We start from the raw sequence: 25,186 nt of genomic DNA on the forward strand, positions 1-25,186 counted from the left end.
GGAAATTCGGGGGCCTGGGGCGAAGCAGAACCCCCGGCGCCGTTGCTGCCGGGGTTCCATCCGGCCAGCCCCTTGAATGTTGGGGCTGGCGCGCAGTCCATCGCTCAGAATGAGCGCGGCAGGCCCAGGACGTGTTCGGCGACGAAGGAGTAGATCAGGTTGGTGGAGATCGGTGCCACCTGGTACAGCCGCGTTTCCCGGAACTTGCGCTCCACGTCGTATTCGCAGGCAAAGCCAAAGCCGCCGTGGAACTGCAGGCAGGCGTTGCCGGCCTCCCAGCTGGCCTTGGCCGCCAGGTACTTGGCCATGTTGGCCTGGGCCCCCATGGGCTCGTGCTTGTCAAACAGTTCGCAGGCTTTCCAGCGCATCAGGTTCGCCGCTTCCAGTTCGATAAAGGACTCGGCAATCGGGAACTGCACGCCCTGGTTCTGGCCGATGGGGCGGCCGAAGACCTCGCGTTCCTTGACGTACTTGGTGACGCGGTCGATGAACCAATAGCCGTCGCCGATGCACTCGGCCGCGATCAGCGTGCGCTCGGCGTTCAGGCCATCGAGGATGTACTTGAAGCCCTTGCCCTCTTCACCGATCAGGTTTTCCTCGGGGATTTCCAGGTCCTCGAAGAACAGTTCATTGGTCTCGTGGTTGACCATATTGGGGATGGGGCGCACGGTCAGGCCCTTCTTCTGCGCCTCGTGCAGGTCCACCATGAAGATCGACATCCCTTCGCTCTTCTTCTTCACCTCGGCCAGCGGCGTGGTGCGCGCCAGCAGGATCATGAAGTCGCTGTGCTGGACGCGGCTGATCCAGACTTTCTGGCCGTTGATGACGTAGCGTCCGTCTTTCTTGACCGCCGAGGTCTTGATCTTGGTGGTGTCCGTGCCGGTGGTGGGCTCGGTCACGCCCATGGACTGCAGGCGCCATTCCCCCGAGGCAATCTTCGGCAGGTACTTGTCCTTCTGTGCCTTGGAGCCGTGCCGCAGCAGCGTGCCCATGTTGTACATCTGCCCGTGGCAGGCGCCGGAGTTGCCGCCGCAGCGATTGATCTCTTCCATGATGACCGAGGCTTCGGTCAGGCCCAGGCCGGAACCACCGTATTCCTGCGGAATCAGCGCCGCCAGCCAGCCCGCCGCGGTCAGCGCATTGACAAAGGCCTCGGGATAGGCGCGCTGCTCGTCCACCTTGCGGAAGTACTCATCGGGAAACTCCGCGCAAAGCGCGCGGATGGCGTCGCGGATTTCTTGGAAGTTGTTCGATTGGGTCTGTTCGATCATGGCGCTTGGCTTGCGTTCGGTCTGTGGCGGACGGCCGCCTCCTTGTGATAGCCGCAATAGTCGCGGCGTTCGGCCAGTTGGACAATCAGCCTTTCCGAAAGCGCGCCTTCCACCGGGGTTAAGTCCCCGCGACGGTCAAGGCCTTTCGCTTTCGCCAAAGTCCGCCATTGGCATTGTCAAATAGCGCAAACCCCGCTTTGGAGACATGCTCCGGGCTATCTGGCGCATGCGCCGACTGACCGCTGCCCCGTGGACATGCACACCCTCGCCTCCCGCCTGAAAGCCCTGATCCGCCCCGGAGACCATATCTGGTGGGGGCAGGCCACCGCCGAGCCGCTGACGCTGACGCGCGCGCTGGTGGAACACCGCCACGCCATCGCCCAGGGCGGACGGCTCAGTGTCTTTGTCGGCATCGGGCAGTCAGACACCCTGCAGCCGGCCCAGGCCGACGTGCTCGACTTCTTCGGCTACGCCGCCAGCGGTCCGCACCGGCAACTGGCCAGGGCCGGCGTGCTGGACATCGTGCCCAGCCACTATTCGCACCTGCCCGGGCTGATCCGCCAGGGCACGCTGCGGGCGGACGTGGCGCTGGTGCAGGTCTCGCCCGCCGACGAGCAGGGGCGCCACAGCCTGGGACTGGTGCATGAATACCTCCCCGCGGCGCTCGACCGCGCCCGCGTCATCATCGCCGAGGTGAACCCGGAGGTGCCGTGGACCCACGGCAGCCGCTACCTGACCGCGGACGATATCGACCTGCAGGTCGAAGCGCTGCACCCGCCCATCAGCCTTGACCGCAGCGCGCCCGGGCCGGCCGAACAGGCGATTGCACGCCACATCGCCGGCTGGGTGGAGGATGGCGCCACCCTGCAGATGGGCATCGGCAACCTCCCTGAGGCCGTGGTGGCTGCGCTGCATGGCCACCGCGACCTGGGGCTGCACAGTGGCGCGATCGGCGACGGCATTGCGGCACTGGCCGAAGCCGGGGTGCTGACCAACGCACGCAAGAGCATCGATACGGGCGTGGGCATTGCCGGCATCCTGATGGGCAGCGAACGGCTGCGGCGCTGGGCGCACCGCAATCCGCAACTGCAGCTGCGCGAGACCGCCTATACCCATCACCCCGAGGTGCTGGCCAGCGTCGACAAGCTGACCGCCATCAACTCCGCCATCGAGGTCGACCTCACCGGCCAGGTGAACGCCGAAGTCGCCGCCGGCGTCTATGTCGGCGCCGTCGGCGGTGCCGTGGACTTCCTGCGCGGCGCCGCGCGCAGCCGCGGCGGCCTGCCCATCGTCGCGCTGCCGGCGACCGCCAAGGGCGCGAGCCGCATCGTGGCGCAGTTGTCCGGCCCGGTCAGCACGCCCCGCTCGGATGCGGGCCTGATCGTCACCGAGCACGGCGTGGCCGACCTGCGCGGCCAGACGCTGTCGCAGCGCGTGCGCCGCATGCTGGACATTGCCGCCCCCGAACACCGCGAGGACCTGGAGCACCAGGCCCACGTCATGCTGCGCCAGTGTGGCGCGGCCTTCGTGGCCCTTCCCGGGCACACGCTGACCGACTGACTTATTTGCTCACCCCCAACACAGAGTTCCAAGGAGACTTCCATGCGCAGAGCTGCAATCGTCACTCCCCTCCGCACGCCCGTCGGCACCTTCGGCGGCAGCCTGCGCCCGGTGCCCGTGGAGGAGCTGGCCGCCACCGCCGTGCGCGCCGTGGTGGAACGCAGCGGCATCGATCCCGCGCGTATCGATGACGTGGTCTTTGCCCAGTCCTACGCCAACAGCGAAGTGCCCTGCGTCGGCCGCTGGGCCGCGCTGCAGGCCGGCCTGCCGGTCGAAGTGCCGGGCATGCAGCTGGACCGCCGCTGCGGCGGCGGCCTGCAGGCCATCGTCACGGCCTCGATGATGGTGCAAAGCGGCGCCGCCGACGTGGTGATCGCGGGCGGCGTCGAGAGCATGAGCAATATCGAGTACTACACCACCGACATGCGCTGGGGCGCGCGCTCGGGCAATGTGCGCTTCTTCGACCGCCTCGACCGCGGCCGTGAACGCTCCCAGCCGGTCGAGCGCTTCGGCAAGATCTCCGGGATGATCGAGACGGCCGAGAACCTGGCGCGCGACTACGGCATCAGCCGCGAAGCGGCCGATGTCTTCGCCGCCCGCAGCCACGCACGCGCCGCGGCAGCCTGGGAGGCCGGCCGCTTCGATGCCGAGGTCGTCCCCGTGCAGGTGCCCCAGCGCAAGGGCGATCCGGTGCGGTTCGCGCGCGACGAAGGTTTCCGCCCGGAAACCACGCGTGAAAGCCTGGGCAAGCTGCGCACGCTGATGCCGAACGGTACCGTCACCGCCGGCAACGCCAGCCAGCAGAACGACGCCTCGGCCGCGTGCCTGATCGTGGCCGAAGACAAGCTGGCCGAATTGGGCCTCACCCCCATGGCCTCGCTGGTGGGCTGGGCGGCGGCTGGCTGCGAGCCCTCGCACATGGGCATCGGCCCGGTGCCCGCGGTGAAGAAGCTGCTGGCGCGCCTGAACCTGACGCTGGACCGGATGGACCTGGTCGAGCTGAACGAAGCCTTCGCCTGCCAGGTGCTGGCCGTGCTCAAGGGCTGGGAATGGCATGACCAGGACGCGATCGAGCAGAAGCTCAACGTGAACGGCTCGGGCATCTCGCTTGGCCATCCGATCGGCGCCACCGGCGTGCGCATCCTGGCCACGCTGCTGCACGAACTGCAGCGCCGCGGCGGCCGCTATGGCCTGGAAACCATGTGCATCGGCGGCGGCCAGGGTATTGCCGCGGTCTTCGAACGCTACTGAGAAAACCCACTGCATTCGCCGTACAGCCCCCGTGCGCGACGGCGGGGGCTGCGCCCGCCTTTTGCCTTTTGCTTTTCGGCTTTTGCCATCGGCTCTTTGCTTTACGTAGGAGAAGTATCTTGATTTCCATCTCACGCCGTCACGCCATGCTGGCCGCCCTGGCCCTGTGCGGCGCAACTCTGGCCACTCCCCCTGCCTCGGCGCAGCCCAACGGCCAGCCGGTGCGCCTCGTGGTCGGCTACGCGGCCGGCGGCCCTGCCGACCAGGCCGCGCGCCTGTTTGCGGTGGCGTTGGGCAAGGCGCTCAACGCCAACGTCATCGTCGACAACAAGCCCGGCGCCAATGCCACGCTGGCCGGCTATGAAGTGGTCCGCGCCAAGCCCGATGGCGCCACGCTGTGGTTCGCCGCCAGCGCGGCGCTGACGGTCGCGCCCAACATCATGAAGAGCCTGCCGTACGACCCGGCGAAGGACCTCGCCCCGGTGGCACCGGTGGCGCGCTATTACAACATGCTGGTGGCCAACGTCAAAGAGCCGTTCAAGGGCACCCAGGACCTGGTTGCCTACGCCAAGGCGCATCCTGGCAAGCTCAGCTACGGCTCTTCGGGCGTGGGCAGCTCCAACCACGTCGCCATGGCCTTGTTCGCCCGGCAGGCACAGGTCGAGCTGAACCATATTCCCTACAAGGGCAATGCCCCGGCCATGACCGACACCATCGGCGGCCAGATCGACGTGATGTTCGACATCATCAGCACCGCCAGCGGCTATGTGCAGAGCGGCAAGGTCAAGCCCATCGCCGTGGGCTCGCCCAAGCGCAGCGCATCGCTGCCCGGCGTGCCCACCTTCCGCGAATCCGGGATTGCCGGCCTCAAGGACTATGAAGCCGGCGGCTGGTACGCCATCTACGCCCCCAAGGGCGTAACCCCCGAGCAGACCCAGAAGCTGGCCGCGGCAGTGCGGCAGGCCGTGGAAGACGCGGAGCTCAGGAAGCGCTATGCCGAACTGGGCTACGAACAGTGGAGCGGCACCACGCAGGACGTCGTGAACACCGCCGCGCGCGAGCGCACGCAGTGGGCCAGCGTGCTCAAGGGCGTGACGCTGGACTGATGGCCCCGCCACCCTCGAACCGACACCGACCCGACATCCAGGAAGAACTGACATGATCCGCGATAACGACATCCTCGAAGCCCTGCTCGACAGCGTGCGCCGCTTTGTGCGCGAACGCCTGGTTCCCGCCGAGGCGCTGGTCGCCGAGACCGACGAAATCCCGCAGGACATCGTGCAGGACATGCGCGAGATGGGCCTGTTCGGCATGACCATCCCCGAGCGTTTTGGCGGCCTGGAGCTGACCATGGAAGAGGAGGTGCGCGTGGTCATGGAGCTGTGTCAGACCTCGCCGGCCTTCCGCTCGCTGCTGGGCACCACCGTGGGCATCGGCTCGCAGGGCATCCTGATGGACGGCACGCCGGAGCAGCAGGCCGCGTGGCTGCCCCGCCTGGCCACCGGCGAGATCTTGGCCTCCTTTGCCCTGACCGAACCGGAAGCCGGCTCGGACGCCGGTTCGCTGCGCACCACCGCGGTCAGGGATGGCGACCACTACGTGGTCAACGGCACCAAGCGCTTTATCACCAATGCGCCGCAGGCCGGCATGTTCACGCTGATGGCGCGTACCAACCCTGAAATCAAGGGCTCGGCCGGCGTCTCTGCATTTATCGTCGATGCCAAGACACCGGGCATCAGCTTCGGCAAGCGCGACGTGAAGATGGGGCAGAAAGGCGCGCACACCTGTGACGTGATCTTCGACAACGTGCGCGTACCGGCGGCCAACCTGATCGGCCTGAAGGAAGGCCAGGGCTTCAAGACGGCGATGAAGGTGCTCGACAAGGGCCGGCTGCACATTGCGGCGGTCAGCGTCGGGGTGGCCAGGCGCGTGCTGCGCGACGCGCTGAACTACGCATTGGAGCGCCAGCAGTTCGGCCAGCCGATCTGCGAGTTCCAGCTGATCCAGGCCATGCTGGCGGACAGCCAGGCCGAGCTTTATGCCGCCGAATGCATGGTGATCGACGCCGCGCGCCGCCGCGACGAAGGCAAGAACGTCTCCACCGAGGCCTCGTGCTGCAAGATGTTCGCCACCGAGATGGTGGGCCGCGTGGCGGACCGCGCGGTGCAGATCCTTGGCGGTTCCGGCTATATTTCCGAGTTCGGCATCGAGCGCTTCTACCGCGATGTGCGCCTGTTCCGCCTGTATGAGGGCACCACGCAGATCCAGCAGGTCATCATTGCGCGCAACATGATCCGTGAAGCCCGCGGCGCGTAAGAACCGCGCCCCGTTCCAGGACGCCTGACCCAAGCCCACGCGCAACGCTGCCCGCCCCCAGGATAGGCAGCCTGCCTTGAGACCGCCTGACCTGACATGACAGATTCCACCGCTACGCCGGCCACTGGCCTTCCTCCCCCCTCCCCCCGCACCGGCGCCCTGAGCCACCTGCGGGTGCTTGACCTCTCGCGCGTGCTGGCCGGGCCGTGGTCCACCCAGAACCTGGCGGACATGGGCGCCGACGTGATCAAGATCGAGAAACCCGGCGAAGGCGACGATACGCGCCACTGGGGGCCCCCGTTCCTCGCTGACGAGGCCGGCGCGCCGACCCGGCAGGCTTGCTATTTCACCGCCGCCAACCGCAACAAGCGCTCGGTCACGGTGGACATGGCCACGCCGGAGGGGCAGGAGCTGATCCGCGAACTGGCCCGGCAGAGCGATGTGGTGGTGGAGAACTTCAAGACCGGCGGCCTCAAGCGCTACGGGCTGGACTATGACAGCCTGAGCGCGCTCAACCCGCGCCTGATCTATTGCTCGGTCACGGGGTTTGGCCACACCGGTCCCTACGCGGCGCGGCCCGGCTACGATCTGCTGATCCAGGCCATGAGCGGCCTGATGAGCATCACCGGCCACGCCGACGGCGAGCCCGGCGGCGGCCCGATGAAGGTGGGCGTGGCCGTGATCGACCTGTTCACCGGCATGTATGCCACCACCGCGATCCTGAGCGCGCTGGAAGCACGCCATTTCACCGGCCGCGGCCAGCATATCGACATCGCCCTGCTGGATGTGGCGATGGCAGTGCTGGCCAACCAGGGCGCGGGCTTCCTGAACGCCGGCGACGTGCCCCGGCGCCAGGGCAATATCCACCCCAGCGTGGTGCCCTACCAGGACTTCCCGACCGCCGACGGCAATATGCTGCTGGCCATCGGCAACGACGGGCAGTTCGCACGCTTCTGCGACGCCGCGGGCGTGGACTGGGCGCGCGACGAACGCTATGCCACCAACACCGGCCGCGTCAACAACCGCAAGACGCTGATCGCAATGATGATGGAGCTCACGCGCACCCGGTCAACGGCGGAATGGGTCACGCTGCTGGAAGCCAATTCCGTGCCTTGCGGCCCCATCAACAACATCGCCCAGGCCCACGCCGACCCACATGTGCAGCACCGTGGCCTGCGCGTCGAGCAAGAGCGCTATCCGGGAGCCCAGCCGCCCGCAGGCGAGTCCGTGAACCAGGTGGTCACCGCGGCCAGCCCGCTGCGCCTGTCGGAGACGCCCCCGACGCTGCGCTATGCCCCGCCCGCCCTGGGCCAGCACACCGACGAGGTGCTGCGCGAGTACCTGAAGCTGAGCCCGCAGCAGCTGGAAGCACTGCGCGCCAGGCGCGTGGTGTAAGCGGCCAGGCGGCTTTCGGCAGGCAAGAAATCCGCCTTTGCCGATTACCGATTGCACCGTGCAACGGGCACACATACACTGGCGCCGTTCGGCTGGCACGCCGCCTTGCCGAACGGTTTTTCCAGCACAAGGATTCCCGCGAGATGCCACCGGACCGAGACACCCCACCACGGATCAGCGACATCCCACGCCACTGGGCCGCCGAGACCCCCGGCCATGTGGCCGTCTTCGAGGAAGGTCGGACCACCACCTATGCGCAGCTGTGGGCGGGCATCGAGGATGCGCAGCGCTACCTGCAAGCGCAGGGCGTCGGCACCGGCGATCGGGTGCTGATCACGGCCGAGAACTGCCTGGCAGTGATCACGCTGGTGTTCGCCTTGTCAGAACTGGGCGCGTGGCCGGTCGTCGTCAACGCCCGCCTGTCGGAGCGGGAAATCGAGGTGATCCGCGCCCACTGCCAGCCGCGCCTGATGCTGTTCACCCACGCGGTGTCGCCCGATGCCCTGCGGCACGGCGTGCGCTACCGGGCCAGGGAGATTGCCCCGGCCGGCCTCGGCCCGCTGATGGCAGGCGCTGTCGACGAGGCCGGCGAGCGCGAGCCTGAAGCGCTGGCGCGTGACGTCGCCGCGTTGATCTACACCTCAGGCACCACCGGACAGCCCAAGGGGGTGATGGTCACCCACCGGGGCCTGCTGCACTTTGCGCGGGTCACGGTGGCGTCGCGCCGCATGCAGGCAGACGACTGCGCCTATGCAGTCATGCCCATGTCGCATATCTTCGGCTTGGGGACGCTGCTGGTCTCGACCCTGCAGGCCGGCGCCAGCCTGTACCTGAGCGCGCGCTTCAATGCCGCGGACGTCACCGCTGCGATCCGGCAGGGTGCGATCACGCTGCTGCAGGGCGTGCCGACGATGTTCAACCGCATCCTCGCCCATGTGCGGGCAACGGGAGCGCCCCTGCAGCCTTCGCCGCGGCTGCGCTATCTCTACACCGGCGGCGGGCCGCTTGATCCGACGCTCAAGCACGACGTCGAGGCGATGTTCGGCCAGCCGCTGCACCATGGCTACGGCATGACCGAATATGCGGGGTCGCTGTTTGTGACCCGCATGGACCGGCCGCGCACCGACTGCTCGGCGGGCGAGATCGTCGAAGGCGCAGAACTGCGGGTGGTTGGGCCGGAGGGCAAGCCGATACCGCAGGGGGAACCCGGCGAGCTATGGATCAGGGGGCCCGGCGTGATGCGCGGCTACTACCGCGCACCGGACCTGAGCGCCGAGGCCCTGCGGCCCGACGGCTGGCTCAACACCGGCGACATCGGCCGGCTGGACCCCGACGGCGCGCTGTTCATCGTCGGCCGCACCAAGGACCTGATCATCCGCTCGGGCTTCAATGTCTACCCGATCGAAGTCGAATCGGTCATCAACACGCATCCGTCCGTGCGCGTGTCGGCCGTCATCGGACATCCCACCGTGGACGGCAACGAGGAAGTGATCGCCTTCGTCGAGATCAGGGATGGCGAGAAATTCGACGCGCAGGCCCTGCACGACTACCTGGTCGACCGCCTGTCGCCGTACAAGCGCCCGGAGCGGATCCTGCGCGTGGCCTCGATCCCCACCACGGCCAGCGGTAAGCTACTGAAGCACCAGCTTCGGCAGATGCTGGCGGACAAGCCCTAGTCCTGGCGCCCCAGGCCGTCCTCGACCAGCAGGTCCACCAGCTTGCGCGCAAACAGCGGCAAGGCGCCGAGGTCGGCCACGCATACCTGCAGCTTGCGCTCGGCCCATTCATCGTTGAGCTGGACGATGCGCAGCGCCATCGTCTTCGCATGGCGGCTGGCGGTAGTCTCCGGCAACACGCCGACGCCGACATTGGCCTCGATCATCCGGCACGCGGTCTCGAAGTTGCTGACCTGCACGCGCCAGCGCAGCGTGCGCTGCAGGTCGGCCGCGGCCCGCATCAGGAAATTGTGGATCGCGCTGGCCTCGGGCAGACCGATGAAGTCATAGTCCAGCGTATCGATGAAATCCACGCTGCCGCGCTCGGCCAGCGGATGGCTCAGCGCGGTGGCCAGCACCAGGCGGTCGCGCCGGTAAGGCATCACCTCCAGCCCTTCCGTGCGCACGTTGCCGGCAATGATGCCGATGTCCACCATACCCTCCTGCACCGCGCGCACGATATCCGGGCTCAAGCGCTCGTGCATGTCGATGGTCACGTCCGGATGGCTGACGAGATAAGTGCGCAGCACCGCCGGCAGGAACTCGCTCATTGCGGTGGTGTTGGCGAACACGCGCACATGGCCTTTCACGCCCGCCGCGTATTCCTGCAGATCGCCGCTCAGCTGCTCCAGCTGGCGCAGCACGCGGCGCGCATGGGCGAGCAGGGTCTCCCCCGCCCCGGTCACCTTCACGCCCTGGCTGCTGCGGCTCAGCAGCTTGACGCCGACGTGTTCCTCGAGGTTCTTGATGCGCGTGCTGGCCGCGGCCAGCGACAGGTGTGAGCGTTGCGCACCGCCGGTCAGGCTCTGGGCCTCCGCAATATGCGTGAACAGTTTCAGGTCGACCAGATCAAAGCGCATGACATCATTCCGCAGCGTAGGGCCGGATTATCTCGCAAAGCGCGGCGCTCAGTACACTCTGGCGCGCGCAATTTGCAGGGGCCGGCACCCTCGCATCGGGGACCTGATCCCGGATGCTTGCGAACGTCAGGTAGATTTTTGGGAACTAGTCAGGCGACCGAGCGCTGCCGCTGCGCCGCGCGCACCACCGCCAACCGCCTGGCAGCCTCCATCGATAAGCCGAAGCGATCGTAGAAAGCGCAGTCCAGATCACTGCTGGCTGGCCAGCCGACTCGCCGCCGGGCATCGCCAATGCCGGCATCACCGGCCATGACCTCGAACAGCAACCGCATCAGCCGTTGCGTGCGGCACAGGTCGGTCAGCGCCGTGCCCTGCGAAAACAGCAGGCGGCGTAGCTGTGCCGTGGACATGCCCAGCCGTTCCGCGATAAACGCAGCATTCCAGGCGTAATGCGGTTGCAGGAAAACTCGCTTGCAGATGCGGTGGTGCAGGCATTCCTGCTGCGCCGCAGGGATCATGCGCTGGATTTCGAGGGTGCACGCGGCCGGCTGAGTGCTGCTGCCATCCAGGTGCAGCGCAAAGGTTTCAAACGGTTCGATGGTGAGCTGCTGGCCCGGCAGCAGCAGACGCTCATAGCCGCGGCGCCTGAGCACCAGCCTGCCGTGGGCCGTAGAGACCGACAGCGGGAAGGCCAGCAACAGCTGCTGCAGGCTGACGTGCATGTGGGACTGCAGATGGACGTGCATGGTGGCTCGGGATGCGGACAGGATCAGGCTGCATGATCGCCGCTAATTGGATTGCCCGCCTCTGCCATTTCCGAATGCACCGTTCACCGCCGCCGCATGGCCGTTGGTGCACGATGGACACTTGCACTGCCGGGGTGTTTGCTCCCTCTCCCGCTTGCGGGAGAGGGTTGGGCCTTCAACGGGCGTTGTGCTGGATAAAACCGAAGGCCCCGCTTGATGTGGTTCCCAGCTAAACCACCCCTCACCCCGGCCCTCTCCCCATGAGGGGAGAGGGAGAACACCTTGCTTAGGCTAGTTCGGGCGGCTTTGGCGCACCGAAAACCGTTGGCTAGCGGTCTGGGGGCTCCCCTCTCCCCCTTGCGGGAGAGAGGGGAGCCCCACGCTGGCCATACCGACTTGCTCGAAGATCACGCGGTGAACGGCAGGCTGCGATGCCGCTTGCCGGTGAGCGCCGCGACGGCGTTAGCCAGTGCCGGCGCGATCGGCGGCACCGCGGTCTCGCCAATGCCGGTCGGCGGGTCGGCCGACGGCACGATATGCACCGCGATCTGCGGCGGCATGTCCGCATGCGTGGCGAGCCGGTAGTCGTTCCAGTTCGCTTGCTGGACCACGCCATCCTTCAGCGTGATCTGCGCGCCGGGCAGCGTGGTGCCCAGCCCCATCATCATGCCGCCCTGGACCTGCGCCTCGACCGTGCGCGGATTGATCGGCATGTTGCAGTGGACGGCCGCAGTGACCCGGTGCACCACCGGCTGATTGCCGCGCATCGAGACCTCGACGATATACGCGACCACGGTGTCGAACGATTCATGCACCGCCACGCCCCAGGCCCGCCCGCCCGCGAGGCGCCGTTTGCCGTAGCCCGAGCGCTCGACCGCCAGGTCCAGTGCCGCCAGGTGACGCTTGTGCTCACGCAGCAGCGTGCGGCGGTACGCCACCGGATCGATCCCGCCAGCGCGCGCCAGTTCATCGACCAGGGTCTCCATCACATAGGCCGTGTGCGTGTGCCCCACCGAGCGCCACCACAGCACCGGAACATTGACCTTGGGATGATGGATCTCGAGCGCGATCGGGAACGGATAAGCACTGTCGCTCACACCCTCGACCATGGTCGAGTCGACCCCGTTCTTCACGGTGAAGGACTCGAACGGGGTGCCGCTGGTTATGGACTGGCCGACGATCACGTGCTTCCAGGCCAGCACCTTGCCCTTGCCGTCGTGGCCGATTTCAACGCGGTGCAGGTGCATCGGGCGGTAGTAGCCGCCGCGCACGTCGTCTTCGCGCGTCCAGATCATCTTGATCGGCTCGCGCCGGCCGGCCGCATAGCGCGCCTTGGCCACCTGGGCGGCCTCAAACAGGTAGTCGGACGTGGGCACGGCACGCCGGCCGAAGCCGCCGCCGGCCATCATGGTGTTGAACGTCACCTGTTCCGGCTTCAGGCCGAGCACGGCTGCGACGTTGGCCTGGTCGACAGTCTGGAACTGCGAGCCGGCCCACACCGTGCACTGGTTGCCGCGAAAGTCGATGGTGCAGTTGAGCGGCTCCATCGGCGTGTGCGCCAGGTAGGGAAAGACATACTCTGCGGTAAGCTTGTGTGGTGCGGTGGCAAGCGCCGAAGTGTCCGCCGCCCTGGCCTGCACGCCGGGCCGGGTGACCAGTTCGCGGTAGCGCGCCAGCAGTGCGTCGCTGTCCGGCTTCTCGACACCGCTGGTGTCCCATTCCACCTGCAGCACCTCGCGCGCCGTGCGCGCCGGCCAGAACCCATTGGCCACGATCGCCAACCCTGTCGCGCCGCCGGCCAGTGGCACCTGGTAGACCTCTTCCACGCCGGCGATGGCCTTGGCACGCGCGGGGTCGAAGCGCGCGACCCTGGCGCCGAACACCGGCGGATGCACCATGACCACGGTGCGCGTGCCGGGCAGCGCCATGTCGATGCCGAACTGCTGCCTGCCGGTGGACTTGTCGCGCGCATCGAGCCGGCCGGTGGGCTTGCCGATGAGCCTGAACTGCTGCGGCGATTTCAGCTGCACGCTCGCCGGCACCGGCTCGGCCAGGGCCGCGGCGGCCAGCTCGCCGTACGTGGCTCGGCGGCCGTCGGGCGCGGTCACCACGCCGGCCTCGGCCTTCAGCTGCCCGGCCGGCACCCCGAAGCGCCTGGCGGCCGCCCCGAGCAGCATGGCGCGCATGCGTGCGCCGACCTCTCGATACTGCGTCCACGAGTTCTTCATGCTGGTCGAGCCACCGACCATCTGGATATGGAACACCGGATCCTTATAGGCCTCGCCGGCCGGGGCCAGCTGGCAGCGCACCTTGCTCCAGTCCGCGTCCAGTTCCTCGGCCACCAGCATCGGCAGTGCCGTCTGCACGCCCTGCCCGAATTCAAGCTTGCCGATCGTGACCATCACCGTGCCGTCGGCATCGATACTGACGAAGGCCGACGGCTGCACCGGCGCCTTGGGCTGCGCGGCCGCCTCCGTCTGCGCGCCAAGCGGAACGGCACAGAGCGCGAAGCCTGAGCCGACGCTCAGTTTCAGGAAGGTCCGCCGGTCGATGCCGCCGCTTGCCTGCTGCATGAGTCTCATGGCATCTCCTCAGCCGATGGCCTTGGCTGCATCCTTGACCGCGGCATGGATGCGCGCGTAGGTGCCGCAGCGGCACAGGTTGGCGCTCATGGCCTGTTCGATGTCGGCATCGGTCGGGCGCCGGTTGACCTTGAGCAGCGCCACCGCCGACATGACCTGGCCGCTCTGGCAATAGCCGCACTGCGTGACGTCGTTGCGCACCCAGGCCTCTTCGACCGCGCGCCCCACCGGGTCCTCGCCGATGCCCTCGATCGTGGTGAGCTGCCGGCCGGCGATGGAGGACACCGGCGTCACGCACGCGCGGCGCTGCTGGCCATCGACATGGACCGTGCACGCGCCGCACACCGCGATGCCGCAGCCGAACTTGGTGCCGGTCAGGCCCAGCGTGTCGCGCAGCACCCACAGCACCGGCGTGTCGCCGGGCACGTCAACCTGCTGGGTCTTGCCGTTCAGTTGAAAGGAGATCATGGCTGGCTCCCGTTGCTCGTGCCCGTCGTCTGGGTCAAGGCGCCCGATCCGGCGATGGCGCGCAGGTTCTTCAGCAAGGCTTCGTCGGCGGCGGCGCGCGTGGGCCCGGCAGAGGTACGCAGCGGCTCGCGCGTATCGCACGGCGCACCATTGCGTATCCACTGGCGCACCTGCTCGTCGAACGCGGGCTTGTCCAGCGGCGGCAATTCGCGCCCCGGCCCCGGTTGCCAGCCCCAAGCCACTAGGTGGTCGGTCACCATGTGTTCTTCGAGCATCGCCAGCGAGCGGCCGCCGTTGGTCCTGGTGTCGCGCAAGACCTTGCACAGCGCCGGCCCGGACAGGCCCAACCATGACATCTTCATCTTCGCTGGCGGCATGTGCCAGCCCGGCTGGCCGTCGGTATCGAGCCCGGGCGGCGCATGCGCGAGCGGACTGTTCTGGGTGGCATGGCAGGTGGCGCATTGCAGTGGCGGCACGCCTTTGCCGTCGGCGCCACGCTGCACCGGTGGAAAGTGCACCCGTTTCGCATCGCCCTGCAGCGGGCCGTCGGGCACGTGGCAATTCAGGCAGCGGGCATGCAGCAGCACACGTTCGATCTGCGCGAAGGCCTGCAGCCCGGCGTTGCGGTCGGGCGTGGCGGAAACCTGCGTGGGCTGGAAGGCTCCGCCGGGCCCGGCAGCAAAGGCGAGCGCCGGAAGCGTCAGGACGGAGCCCGCCAAAAGCTGGCGAGTGGCGGCGACGAGAGGGTTGCGGGCGTGATGCATCATGGGGCCTCCTCCTTCACCGTCGTCGGCGTGCTTGATCGTTGTAGTGCCTGATGCGATCCCTGGCAAGGCGAAACGGCAGGAGAGGATCGAGGTGCCCGGATCGGCAAGCAGCACTTTTTCGAGATGGTCACCAGTGCTGCAATGTCGCAATGAAGTTCTATCATGCAGACGAAGCGCACTGCCGATTGAAGGGCATGGCGCGCTCCGACCAAACGGCCTGTGATGCATATGGATCAAGATTCGCGACAAGACGCGTCCGATGGATCGGTGATGTTCGCGGACGTCTGCGACAGCACCAGACTCTACGAGCAGGCCGGCGATGCCGTGGCGCTTGGCGCAATCCGCCAGTGCCTCGCGCTGATGAAGTCCCACTCCGCGGCCGCGCAAGGACGGGTGGTCAAGACCATCGGTGACGAAATCATGGTGCTGTTTCCCGCGGCGGAGAATGCGATGCGGGCGGCACTGGACATGCAGGAGGCCGTCGCCGGGCTGCCGCCGATCATCGGCGCACCGCTGGCAATTCATATCGGCTTCCACCATGGTCCGATCCTGTCGGACGAATCCGGCGACCTGTTCGGCGACACCGTGAACCTTGCCGCCCGACTGGCCAGCCTCGCGTCGCGGGGCCAGATCATCACCAGCAAGAACGCGGTTGAGCAACTGTCCGCGGGGCTGCGCCAGATGACACGCTACCTGTATCCGATACAGGTGCGCGGCAAGCACCAGGTGATCGAGCTGTATGAAGCGATCTGGCAGCAGAGCATCGACCTGACCCTGGTGGCCCCGGTGGATCTCGCATTGGCCCGTTCGGCATTGCTCTCGCTACGGTATCGGGGAACCGTCTTCGAAATGAACACCGCCTCGCCGCCTGTCACCATTGGCCGGGACACGACCATGAGCATTGTGGTCACGGACCGGCAGGTGTCGAGATTCCAGGCCACGGTGGAGCCGCGCGGCGGCCGCTTTGTCCTGATCGACAGAAGCTCGAACGGCACCCACGTGAAGATCGATGGCGAAAACGCGCTCATCCTGCGCCGTGACGAAATCACGCTCAGGGGTCATGGCTGGATTACCTTTGCCCAGCCGAAAGAATGCATCGACGAGGGTATCGAGTTCTTTGTCGACGAGAAGTGATGCTGGCAGGAAGGAAGCCGTGCGGCCGCAACCCATCGGAACAGGCCGCGGCCGCGCGTGGCGGGTTACCCGCCCAGCTCCTGAAAGGCGTGCCCGTTGGCTTCCAGCCCCTTCAACATACCGGGTGGCAATGCGCTTTCCGGAACCGTCCCTTCAAGTTGCCACTCCTTTGCGTCGGCGAGGTCCTGAAGCCCTGCCCCCTTGCGCACATAGAGCCCCAGCGTCGGTTTCAGCAGATTGATGTAAAAGTCGTACTCCTGCATTTGCGAATCTCCCACGAAAGTCGTGATTGCCCTGGCTCGTGCGCTCAAGCGCTGGAGTCTCCTGCCGCGACGGTGCTATCCGCCTGCTTGGGTGCAGCGCCCTTGGCCGCTGCTTTGCCTGCCTTCGGCTTCTGGACGGCTTCCATCTTCCTGAAGACCACGGCGTCGCTTGCCTTGTCGTAGCCGAGCTCGACGCTGTCGCCGGATTTCAGCTTGTCGCCGAGAATCTCCTTGGCCAGACCGGTCTCGACCGACTGGCGGATCTGGCGCCGCAGCTCCCGCGCACCGAACTCAGGCTGGTAGCCCACCTCGACCAGATGATCGACCAGGTCATCGTCGAGCTTGACCGTGATGTCCTGCGCGGCGGCGGTGCGCACCACGCGCTCCAGCTGGATCTGCACGATCGCGCGGATGTTCTCGCGCGACAGCGCATGGAACACGATGATGTCGTCGATGCGGTTCAGGAACTCGGGCCGGAAGTGTCCCTTCAGCACCTTCATCAGCGCCTCGCGCAAGTCCTTCTCAGGCATGCGCTTGTCCTCGGGCTGCTCCAGGTTATCCATGATGATCGGCGCGCCCAGGTTGCTGGTGGCGATGATGACGGTGTTGCTGAAGTCCACCACGCGGCCCTTGCCGTCGGTCAAGCGGCCATCATCGAAGACCTGCAGCAGCACGTTGTTCACGTCCGGGTGGGCCTTCTCGATTTCATCCAACAGGATCACGCTATAGGGCTTGCGCCGCACGCGCTCGGTCAGCTGCCCGCCTTCGTCGTAACCGACATAGCCCGGGGGCGCGCCGATCAGCCGGGCCACCGCATGGCGCTCCATGTACTCGGACATGTCGATGCGGATGATGGCCTGCTCGTCGCCGAACACGGTTTCCGCCAGGGCCTTGGCCAGCTCGGTCTTGCCGACGCCGGTCGGCCCGAGGAAGAGGAAAGTCGCGATCGGGCGGTTGGCCTGGCCCAGGCCCGCACGCGACAAGCGCACCGCGTCGCTGACCGCGACCACCGCGTCCTCCTGCCCCACCACCCGCTCGCGCAGCCGCGCTTCCATCTTAAGCAGCTTCTGGCGCTCTTCCTGGGTCAGGTCGGTCACCGGGATGCCGGTCAGGCGCGACACCACTTCGGCAATGGCCGCGACTGTCACCTCCAGGGTCTCCGACCCGGTCTTGCGCTGCCATGCCTCGGTCAGCTCATCAAGCCGCTTCTGCTTGTCGTTGATGCGGTCCTCGAAGCCCTTGGCCTCGTCAAAGCGCTTGCGCGACGACGCATAGTCCTGCTCGCGCTTGAGCTGGGCGATCTCGGCCTCCAGTTCCTGGATATCCGCGGGGCGCGAGGTGGCGCCGATGCGCACGCGCGCCGCGGCCTGGTCGATCAGGTCGATGGCCTTGTCCGGCAGGAAGCGCGAGGTGATGTAGCGGTCCGACAGTTCCGCCGCGGCGACAAAGGCGTCGTCGGCGAAGGTGACCTGGTGGTGCGCCTCAAGCTTGTCGCGCAGGCCGCGCAGGATGACGATGGTCTGCTCGACAGTCGGCTCCGGCACCAGCACCGGCTGGAAGCGCCGCTCCAGCGCCGCGTCTTTCTCGATGTATTTCTGGTATTCGTTCAGCGTGGTGGCGCCGATCAGGCTCAGTTCCCCGCGCGCCAGCGCGGGCTTGAGCACGTTGGCGATATCGAGCCCGCCCTCGCCGCCGCCCTGCCCCGCGCCGACGATGGTGTGCAGTTCGTCGATAAACAGGATCAGTTCGTCGTTCTTGGCCGTGACCTCATCGATCAGCTGCTTGGCACGCTCCTCGAACTCGCCGCGGTACTTGGCCCCGGCGACCATCGAATTGATGTTCACCTCAACCAGACGCTTGCCGCGCAGCACCTCCGGCACATCGCCATTGACGATGCGCTGCGCCAGGCCTTCCACGATGGCGGTCTTGCCCACGCCTGGCTCGCCGATCAGCACCGGGTTGTTCTTCTTGCGCCGCGCCAGCACTTCGATCGTGCTCTCGATCTCCTGCGCACGGCCCAGCACCGGATCGAGCTTGCCCTGCCGCGCAATCGCGGTCAGGTCGCGCCCGAACTTGTCCAGCGTGGGCGTGCCGGTCGGCGTGTCGACGCGGCCGTCTTCAGCGCCTTTGCCGACCACCTTCACCACCTTCTGGCGCAGCGCCTCGGGGGTCACGCCGTATTTTTTCAGCAGCGTCCCGGCAATACTGTCCGGCACCGAGGCCAGGCCGATCAGCAGGTGCTCGGGTCCAACGTAGGAATGCCCCAGGTCGCGCGAGGCCTGGAAGGCAAACTGGAAGGCCTTCTTCAGCCGCGGCGAGATCGTCATCCGGTCGATGGCCGCGTCGGGTTCGGCGGTTCCGGTCTGCGCATGCTCGTCGATATAGCCCTTGATGTCCTGCGGCGAGAGTTTGAGCTCCTTGAGCAGCGCCGTGCAGACATCGGTATCGGCGAGCACGTAGAGCAGGTGCTCGGTATCGAGTTCATTGCGCCGCAGCTCGTGGGCCTTCTCCGCGGCGCGCTGCAGCAGCTCCATGGTCTGCTCGCTGAAGGCATCGGTGGGGTCGACGGATTCGCGCGGAACTTCGGTGGAGTACCCGGGATGCTCGTCGTCATCCATCCCGCCTCCCATTCCGCGGAAGAAGCGGGACAGGCCGCCGCCACCCAGCAGGGAGTCGAACGGGTTGAGCATGTCCTGGTGGCGCAGCAGCTGCCGGTAGTCGTAGTCGCAGATCGACATCGTCTTGCGCTCGCCGTCCTGAACCACGGTCACCCGTGCCACGGCGGGACGTGCGTTGCAGATTTCGCATAGGGTCGGCATGATGGACTTTCCTCCACAGGTAGGTCACATTGCTTCAACAGGGGGACGTTGCGCGCGCTCAGGGCCGCGCGCAGCGGCGCTAAAAAGCGGGCATGAGCCGTGCTTACGTGATGGTGGGCTGGCCTGCCATTACGTCACCTCCGAACGCACCACGCGCACGGGCACTGACTTGTAGGACGGGGTGCCGCTGTCCTCGTCGATGTAGTCGAGCGGCACCAGCCTATTTGCCTCCGGATAGTAGGCGGCGACGGAGCCGGGCGCAATTTCATATTCAATCGCAGTGATCTTCTCGAAACGCAGCTGCCGGCCCGCAGCGATGGTCTCGATGTCGACCAGGTCGCCATGCTCCAGGCCGCGCGCGGCCAGGTCGGCTGGGTTCATGAACAGCACGTCGCGCCGCCCGAACACGCCCCGGTAGCGGTCGTCCATGGCATAGATGGTGGTGTTGTACTGGTCATGGCTACGGATCGTCACCAGCCGCAGGACATCGTCGGCAAGGACTTCCTTGTCTTCATGCAACCCCTTGAACACGTAGAACTCGGCCTTGCCCGACGGCGTTTCCCATTTGCGCTCGGTTGGCGGCAAGGGCATGCGGAATCCGCCAGGGACCCGCACGCGCGTGTTGAAGTCCTCAAAGCCGGGCACCGTCTTCTCGATCAGGTCGCGGATCCTGTCGTAGTCGGCAACCAGTTCCAGCCATGGCACCTTGCTGTCAGGCAGGGTCGCGGTGGCCATGCCCGCCACGATGGCCGGCTCGGAGCGCAGGAACTCGGACGCCGGCGCGAGCTTGCCGGCCGACGCATGCACCATCGACATCGAATCCTCCACCGTCACCGATTGCGGCCCGGTCTCCTGCACATCCAGTTCGGTGCGGCCCAGGCAAGGCAGCACATAGGTCTCCTTGGCCACCAGCAAGTGGGTGCGATTGAGCTTGGTCCCGACATGCACGCTCAGGTCGAGCTTGCCCATGGCGGGGAAGCACTGCTCGGGGTCAGGCAAGGCGACCGCGAAGTTCCCGCCCAGGCAGAACAGCGCCCTGGACTTGCCGTCGATCATCGCCTGCATCGCGTTGACGGCATCGTGCCCGTGTCCGGCGGGCGGGCTGAAGCCGAAGGTGTCCTCGATCCGCTGCAGGAAGCCGGCCGACGGCTTCTCGGTAATGCCGACAGTCCGGTTCCCCTGCACATTGGAGTGGCCGCGCAAGGGGCAGATGCCGGCGCCGGGCTTGCCGAAGTTGCCTCGCAGCATCAGCAGGTCGCACAGCAGGCGCACATTGGCCGTGCCTTCGTTGTGCTGGGTCACGCCCATGCCGTAGGTGACGATGGTGGCATTCGATTTGGCATAGGCCGCCGCCACCAGCTCCAGGTCCGCGCGGGTCAGGCCACAGGTCTTTTCGATATCCGCCCATTCGGTCGACCGCAGATCGTCGGCCAGCGCCTCAAAGCCCTCGGTGTGGACCGCGATGAAGTCGTGGTCCAGCACATTGCCCTGGCTGGCCTCCAGGTCCAGCAGCGCCTTCATCACCCCTTTTATGGCGGCAGCGTCGCCACCGGCGCGGACCAGGAAGTAGGACGACGCAATCCGGGTGGAGCCATAGGTGGCCATCTCCACCATGTTCTGCGGGTCAGCGAAGCGCTCAAGCGCCCGCTCGCGCAGCGGGTTGAACACCAGGATCGGCACCTTGCGGCGCGAGGCCTCATGCAAGGTCCCCATCATCCGCGGGTGGTTGGTGCCCGGGTTGTGGCCGATCGAAATAATCAGCTCGCACGTGTCAAAGTCATCCAGCGACACCGTGCCCTTGCCGATACCGATCGAGCGCGGCAAGCCCACGCTGGTGGGCTCGTGGCACATGTTCGAGCAATCGGGGAAATTGTTCGTGCCATATTCCCGCGCGAACAGCTGGTACAGGTAGGCGGCCTCGTTGGAGGCCCTGCCCGAGGTATAGAACTCGACCTGGTCCGGCGTCAGCCCGCGCAGGATCTCGCCGATGCGGGCGAAGGCTGCCTCCCACTCCACCGCGCGGAAGGTGTCGGTGGCGCGGTCGTAGACCAGGGGATGCGTCAGCCGGCCAAAGTCCTCGAGCTCGTAGTCCGTGCGGTTCAACAGCGACGACACGGTATTGGCTGCAAAGAACTCGGGGGGCACCCGTTTGGTGGTTGCCTCCCACGTCACGGCCTTGGCGCCGTTCTCGCAGAACTGGAAGGTCGACCGGTGCTCCTTGTCGGGCCATGCGCAGCCGGGGCAATCGAAGCCGTCAGGCTGGTTGGTCCGCATCAGCGTGATCGGCGCCTTGACGGTATCCATCTGCGTCCGGATCGCCGTGGCGGTTGCCTTCAGCGCACCCCAGCCGCCGGCGGGACCGTCGTACTTCCGGATACCAGGCACTTCGCGTCGATTGGCCATGTTTGCTCCTTGTGCCGCGCCAGGTTGCTGGTGACGGCGTTGGGGTTAGTCACGCGTGCTGTTCCTGCCGCCGGTTTGCTCCCCTCTCCCGCTTGCGGGAGAGGGGCCGGGGGTGAGGGCAGGCCCAGGCATACCGACGGCTTTTACTTCGTTGATGCTCCGGCCCTCACCCCCACCCCTCTCCCGCGCGCGGGAGAGGGGAGCGTATGCGTGGGTTCGTGGTACTGCAGACGGCCCACTTTGCTGATCTCCGCCATTCGCCCATCAGGCGGCGCCTTCAGGAATAAAGCTTCGCCACCCGCTCCAGCGGCACCGGCTTGATCCGCGAAGCCTGCCCGGCGCAGCCGAAGGCCTCGAAGCGCAGCTTGACCACGCTCCTCGCGCCCTTCTTGGCCGCCAGCAGCGCCTTGCGCGGATCGAACTCGCTGCGGTCGTCGGACAAGGACTTGCGGATCGCCCCGGTCATCGCCAGGCGGATATCCGTGTCGATATTCACCTTGCGCACCCCCATCTTGATGCCGCGCAGGATCTCCTCGACCGGCACGCCGTAGGTCTCCTTGATGTCGCCGCCGTACTGGCGGATGATCTCCAGCCATTCCTGCGGCACCGAGCTGGAGCCGTGCATCACCAGGTGGGTGTCAGGGATCTGCTCATGGATCTCGCGGATGCGGTCCATAGCCAGGATGTCACCGGTGGGCTTGCGCGAGAACTTGTAGGCGCCGTGGCTGGTGCCGATGGCAATCGCCAGCGCATCCACGCCGGTGCGGGCGACAAAGTCGCGCGCCTGGGCCGGGTCGGTCAGCATCATGTCGTGCGACAGCGTGCCCGCCGCGCCCACGCCGTCCTCTTCGCCGGCCTGGCCGGTTTCGAGCGAGCCCAGGCAGCCCAGTTCGCCCTCCACCGACACGCCGATCGCATGCGCCATTTCGCACACGCGCCGCGTGACGTCGACGTTGTAGTCGTAGTCGGACGGGGTCTTCATGTCTTCGCGCAGCGAGCCGTCCATCATCACGCTGGTGAAGCCGGAGCGGATCGAGGCCTGGCAGATCGCCGGGCTGGAGCCGTGGTCCTGGTGCAGCACGATGGGGATGTCCGGATGGGTCTCGGCCGCGGCCAGCACCATATGGCGCAGGTAAGCCTCGCCGGCGTACTTGCGGGCGCCGGCGGAGGCCTGCAGGATGACCGGGCTGTCGGTTTCCTCGGCCGCCTCCATGATGGCGTGGATCTGTTCCAGGTTGTTGACGTTGAAAGCCGGCACGCCGTAGCCGAACTCTCCCGCGTGGTCCAGCAGCTGGCGCAAGGAAATGAGTGCCATGATGAAGCTCCTTTACTGATTGCAGAATCGGTGAGGTCGGGTTCAGGCGGCGCGCTGTGCCAGCACGGCCAGCGCGGGCAGCGTCTTGCCCTCCAGGAATTCCAGGAACGCACCCCCGCCCGTGGAGATGTAGCCCACGCGGTCGGCAATGCCGTACTTGGCAATGGCCGCCAGCGTGTCGCCGCCGCCGGCGATCGAGAACGCCTTCGATTCGGCGATGGCCTGGGCCAGCACCCTGGTGCCATTGCCGAACTGGTCGAACTCGAACACACCCACCGGGCCGTTCCAGACGATGGTGCCGGCGGCCTTGAGTTGCTCGGCCAGCATGGCGGCGGTCTTGGGGCCGATGTCCAGGACCATGTCGTCGTCGGCCACGTCCTTCACGTCCTTCACGGTAGCCTCGGCGGTGGCGCTGAATTCCTTGGCGCATACGACGTCGACCGGGATCGGCACTGAGGCGCCGCGGGCAGCCATGATGTCGATGATGGCCCTGGCATCGGCCAGCAGGTCAGGCTCGGCCAGCGACTTGCCGATCTTCAGGCCGGCGGCCAGCATGAAGGTATTGGCGATGCCGCCGCCGACGATCAGGTTGTCGACCTTGTCGGCCAGCGACTTCAGGATGGTCAGCTTGGTCGAAACCTTGGAGCCCGCCACGATTGCCACCAGCGGACGCGCCGGCTGGCCCAGCGCCTTGCCCAGCGCGTCGATCTCGGCGGCCAGCAGCGGGCCGGCGCAGGCGATGGGGGCGTACCTGGCGATGCCATGCGTGGTCGCCTCGGCACGGTGGGCGGTGCCGAAGGCGTCGTTGACGTAGACATCGCACAGCGCGGCCATCTTCTGCGCCAGCTCGTCGCTGTTCTTCTTCTCGCCCGTGTTCATGCGGCAGTTTTCCAGCAGCACCACCTGCCCGGGCGGCACCTGGAAGCCGCCCTCGGTCCAGCCGGACAAGAGCGGCACCTGGCGGCCCAGCAGTTCCGACAGGCGGCGGCCCACCGGTGCCAGGCTGTGGCGCGGGTCGGGCGCGCCCTCCTGCGGCCGGCCCAGGTGCGAGGTGACCATCACCGCGGCGCCCGCCTGCAGGCAGGCCGCGATGGCAGGCACGGAAGCACGGATGCGGGTGTCGTCGGTGATAGCGCCCGCTGCATCCTGCGGGACGTTGAGGTCGGCGCGGATAAAGACCCGCTTGCCAGCCAGTCCGCCTGCTGCAAGCAGTGCGGCCAGCGTGTGCGGCGCCGCCGCGGGTTTCGGTTGCGGGTTCGTAGCATGGGATAGGCTCATCATGGCAACCTGCTAGCGTGCGTGGGCCAGCGCCACCGCGGTATCCAGCATGCGGTTGGAGAAGCCCCATTCGTTGTCATACCAGGCCGACACCTTGACCAGCGTGCCGTTAACCTTGGTCAGGGTGGCGTCAAAGGTGGACGACGCCGGGTTGTGGTTGAAGTCCACCGAGACCAGCGGCGCGGTGTTGTAGTCCAGGATGCCCTTGAGCTCGCCTTCAGCGGCTGCCTTCAGGATGCCGTTCACCTCCTCCACCGTGGTGGGCCGCGCCGCCACGAAGGACAGGTCGACCAGCGACACATTGATGGTCGGCACGCGCACGGCAAAGCCGTCCAGCCGGCCGTCCAGCTCAGGCATCACCAGCCCGACCGCGGCGGCGGCGCCGGTCTTGGTCGGGATCATCGACATGGTGGCCGAGCGCGCCCGGCGCAGGTCTTCGTGGTAGACGTCGGTCAGCACCTGGTCGTTGGTATAGGAGTGCACCGTGGTCATCAGGCCGTTCACCACGCCCAGCTTCTCGTGCAGCGGCTTGACCAGCGGCGCCAGGCAGTTGGTGGTGCACGAGGCGTTGGAGATCACCGTGTCGCTGGCCTTCAGCACGCCGTGGTTGACGCCGTAGACGATGGTGGCGTCCACGTCCTTGCCGCCGGGGGCGGAGATGATCACCTTCTTCGCGCCGCCCTTCAGGTGGGCCGAGGCCTTTTCCTTGCTGGTGAAGAGCCCGGTGCATTCCATCACCACGTCCACGCCCAGCTCGCCCCACGGCAGCTCGGCCGGGTTGCGCTGGGCCAGCACGCGGATGCGGTCGCCGTTGACGCGGAAGGCATCGCCGTCGACCGAGACCTCGCCCGGGAAGCGGCCGTGGACGGTGTCGTACTGGGTCAGGTGCGCATTGGTGGCCGCGTTGCCGAGGTCGTTGATGGCGACGATCTCGATATCGTGCCGCTTGCCGCCTTCATAGTGGGCGCGCAGCACGTTGCGGCCGATGCGTCCGTAGCCGTTGATGGCAACCTTGATAGTCATGCTGTCTCCTTTACTTGTCT

19 protein-coding genes are annotated in these 25,186 nt (G+C 66.8%); 7 read left to right on the plus strand and 12 right to left on the minus strand.

Going from position 1 to position 25,186, the window contains the following annotated elements:
* Window positions 1-104: 104 nt before the first annotated feature.
* On the minus strand, window positions 105-1,271 hold the full coding sequence (locus CNE_RS24540) for an acyl-CoA dehydrogenase family protein (RefSeq protein ID WP_013952984.1): 1,167 nt from the start codon (window positions 1,269-1,271) through the stop codon (window positions 105-107).
* A 255-nt stretch (window positions 1,272-1,526) separates the two neighbouring features.
* Here CNE_RS24540 and CNE_RS24545 point away from each other — a divergent pair, with 255 nt between their 5' ends.
* The 6 genes from CNE_RS24545 to CNE_RS24570 all read left to right on the plus strand — a co-directional run bounded on the left by CNE_RS24545 (window position 1,527) and on the right by CNE_RS24570 (window position 9,469).
* On the plus strand, window positions 1,527-2,831 hold the full coding sequence (locus tag CNE_RS24545) for an acetyl-CoA hydrolase/transferase family protein (RefSeq protein WP_013952985.1): 1,305 nt from the start codon (window positions 1,527-1,529) through the stop codon (window positions 2,829-2,831).
* 42 nt (window positions 2,832-2,873) lie between these two features.
* The gene (locus tag CNE_RS24550) at window positions 2,874-4,082 is read left to right on the plus strand and encodes an acetyl-CoA C-acetyltransferase (RefSeq protein WP_013952986.1); all 1,209 of its coding nucleotides are present in this window, start codon (window positions 2,874-2,876) and stop codon (window positions 4,080-4,082) included.
* 119 nt (window positions 4,083-4,201) lie between these two features.
* Window positions 4,202-5,188, plus strand: a complete 987-nt coding sequence (locus CNE_RS24555) for a Bug family tripartite tricarboxylate transporter substrate binding protein (RefSeq protein WP_013952987.1) — start codon at window positions 4,202-4,204, stop codon at window positions 5,186-5,188.
* 52 nt (window positions 5,189-5,240) lie between these two features.
* Window positions 5,241-6,398, plus strand: a complete 1,158-nt coding sequence (locus tag CNE_RS24560; protein ID WP_013952988.1) for an acyl-CoA dehydrogenase family protein — start codon at window positions 5,241-5,243, stop codon at window positions 6,396-6,398.
* A 96-nt stretch (window positions 6,399-6,494) separates the two neighbouring features.
* Window positions 6,495-7,793: a CaiB/BaiF CoA transferase family protein gene (locus CNE_RS24565; RefSeq protein WP_013952989.1), complete on the plus strand. Its 1,299-nt coding sequence runs from the start codon at window positions 6,495-6,497 to the stop codon at window positions 7,791-7,793.
* Window positions 7,794-7,936: 143 nt separating this feature from the next.
* Window positions 7,937-9,469 (plus strand): class I adenylate-forming enzyme family protein, encoded by a 1,533-nt coding sequence (locus CNE_RS24570; RefSeq protein ID WP_013952990.1) that lies wholly within the window; start codon window positions 7,937-7,939, stop codon window positions 9,467-9,469.
* Here the strand turns inward: CNE_RS24570 and CNE_RS24575 are convergent.
* The 5 genes from CNE_RS24575 to CNE_RS24595 form a co-directional block, all read right to left on the minus strand.
* Window positions 9,466-10,368 (minus strand): LysR family transcriptional regulator, encoded by a 903-nt coding sequence (locus CNE_RS24575; RefSeq protein WP_013952991.1) that lies wholly within the window; start codon window positions 10,366-10,368, stop codon window positions 9,466-9,468. The genes CNE_RS24570 and CNE_RS24575 overlap by 4 nt on opposite strands.
* A 149-nt stretch (window positions 10,369-10,517) precedes the next feature.
* Window positions 10,518-11,066, minus strand: coding sequence for a helix-turn-helix transcriptional regulator (locus CNE_RS24580; RefSeq protein ID WP_228772400.1), 549 nt, complete (start codon window positions 11,064-11,066; stop codon window positions 10,518-10,520).
* A 455-nt stretch (window positions 11,067-11,521) separates the two neighbouring features.
* Window positions 11,522-13,696, minus strand: coding sequence for a xanthine dehydrogenase family protein molybdopterin-binding subunit (locus CNE_RS24585; protein WP_013952993.1), 2,175 nt, complete (start codon window positions 13,694-13,696; stop codon window positions 11,522-11,524).
* Window positions 13,697-13,705: 9 nt separating this feature from the next.
* Window positions 13,706-14,164, minus strand: a complete 459-nt coding sequence (locus CNE_RS24590) for a (2Fe-2S)-binding protein (protein WP_013952994.1) — start codon at window positions 14,162-14,164, stop codon at window positions 13,706-13,708.
* On the minus strand, window positions 14,161-15,081 hold the full coding sequence (locus CNE_RS24595; RefSeq protein ID WP_238553091.1) for a hypothetical protein: 921 nt from the start codon (window positions 15,079-15,081) through the stop codon (window positions 14,161-14,163). The genes CNE_RS24590 and CNE_RS24595 overlap by 4 nt, the downstream gene beginning before the upstream one ends.
* A 78-nt stretch (window positions 15,082-15,159) precedes the next feature.
* Between CNE_RS24595 and CNE_RS24600 the strand changes: the two genes are divergently transcribed.
* Entirely contained in the window at window positions 15,160-16,065 is a 906-nt protein-coding gene (locus tag CNE_RS24600; protein ID WP_013952996.1) for an adenylate/guanylate cyclase domain-containing protein, read from the plus strand.
* Between the two features lie 65 nt (window positions 16,066-16,130).
* Here CNE_RS24600 and CNE_RS24605 read toward each other — a convergent pair whose 3' ends face one another.
* The 6 genes from CNE_RS24605 to gap form a co-directional block, all read right to left on the minus strand.
* A complete protein-coding gene (locus CNE_RS24605) occupies window positions 16,131-16,328 on the minus strand; it encodes a hypothetical protein (RefSeq protein ID WP_013952997.1) in 198 nt (65 codons plus the stop codon).
* 44 nt (window positions 16,329-16,372) lie between these two features.
* Window positions 16,373-19,147 carry an ATP-dependent Clp protease ATP-binding subunit gene (locus CNE_RS24610; RefSeq protein WP_013952998.1) on the minus strand — a complete coding sequence of 925 codons (2,775 nt, stop codon included), beginning with the start codon at window positions 19,145-19,147 and terminating at the stop codon, window positions 16,373-16,375.
* A gap of 129 nt (window positions 19,148-19,276) precedes the next feature.
* Window positions 19,277-21,550 (minus strand): FdhF/YdeP family oxidoreductase, encoded by a 2,274-nt coding sequence (locus CNE_RS24615; protein ID WP_013952999.1) that lies wholly within the window; start codon window positions 21,548-21,550, stop codon window positions 19,277-19,279.
* A 277-nt stretch (window positions 21,551-21,827) separates the two neighbouring features.
* Window positions 21,828-22,865 (minus strand): class II fructose-bisphosphate aldolase, encoded by a 1,038-nt coding sequence (gene fba / locus CNE_RS24620; protein WP_013953000.1) that lies wholly within the window; start codon window positions 22,863-22,865, stop codon window positions 21,828-21,830.
* A 42-nt stretch (window positions 22,866-22,907) separates the two neighbouring features.
* On the minus strand, window positions 22,908-24,146 hold the full coding sequence (locus CNE_RS24625) for a phosphoglycerate kinase (protein ID WP_013953001.1): 1,239 nt from the start codon (window positions 24,144-24,146) through the stop codon (window positions 22,908-22,910).
* A gap of 9 nt (window positions 24,147-24,155) precedes the next feature.
* Entirely contained in the window at window positions 24,156-25,166 is a 1,011-nt protein-coding gene (gene gap / locus CNE_RS24630) for a type I glyceraldehyde-3-phosphate dehydrogenase (RefSeq protein WP_013953002.1), read from the minus strand.
* Window positions 25,167-25,186: the final 20 nt, after the last annotated feature.

It is taken from the genome of Cupriavidus necator N-1 (assembly GCF_000219215.1).
GTDB classification, from domain to species: domain Bacteria; phylum Pseudomonadota; class Gammaproteobacteria; order Burkholderiales; family Burkholderiaceae; genus Cupriavidus; species Cupriavidus necator.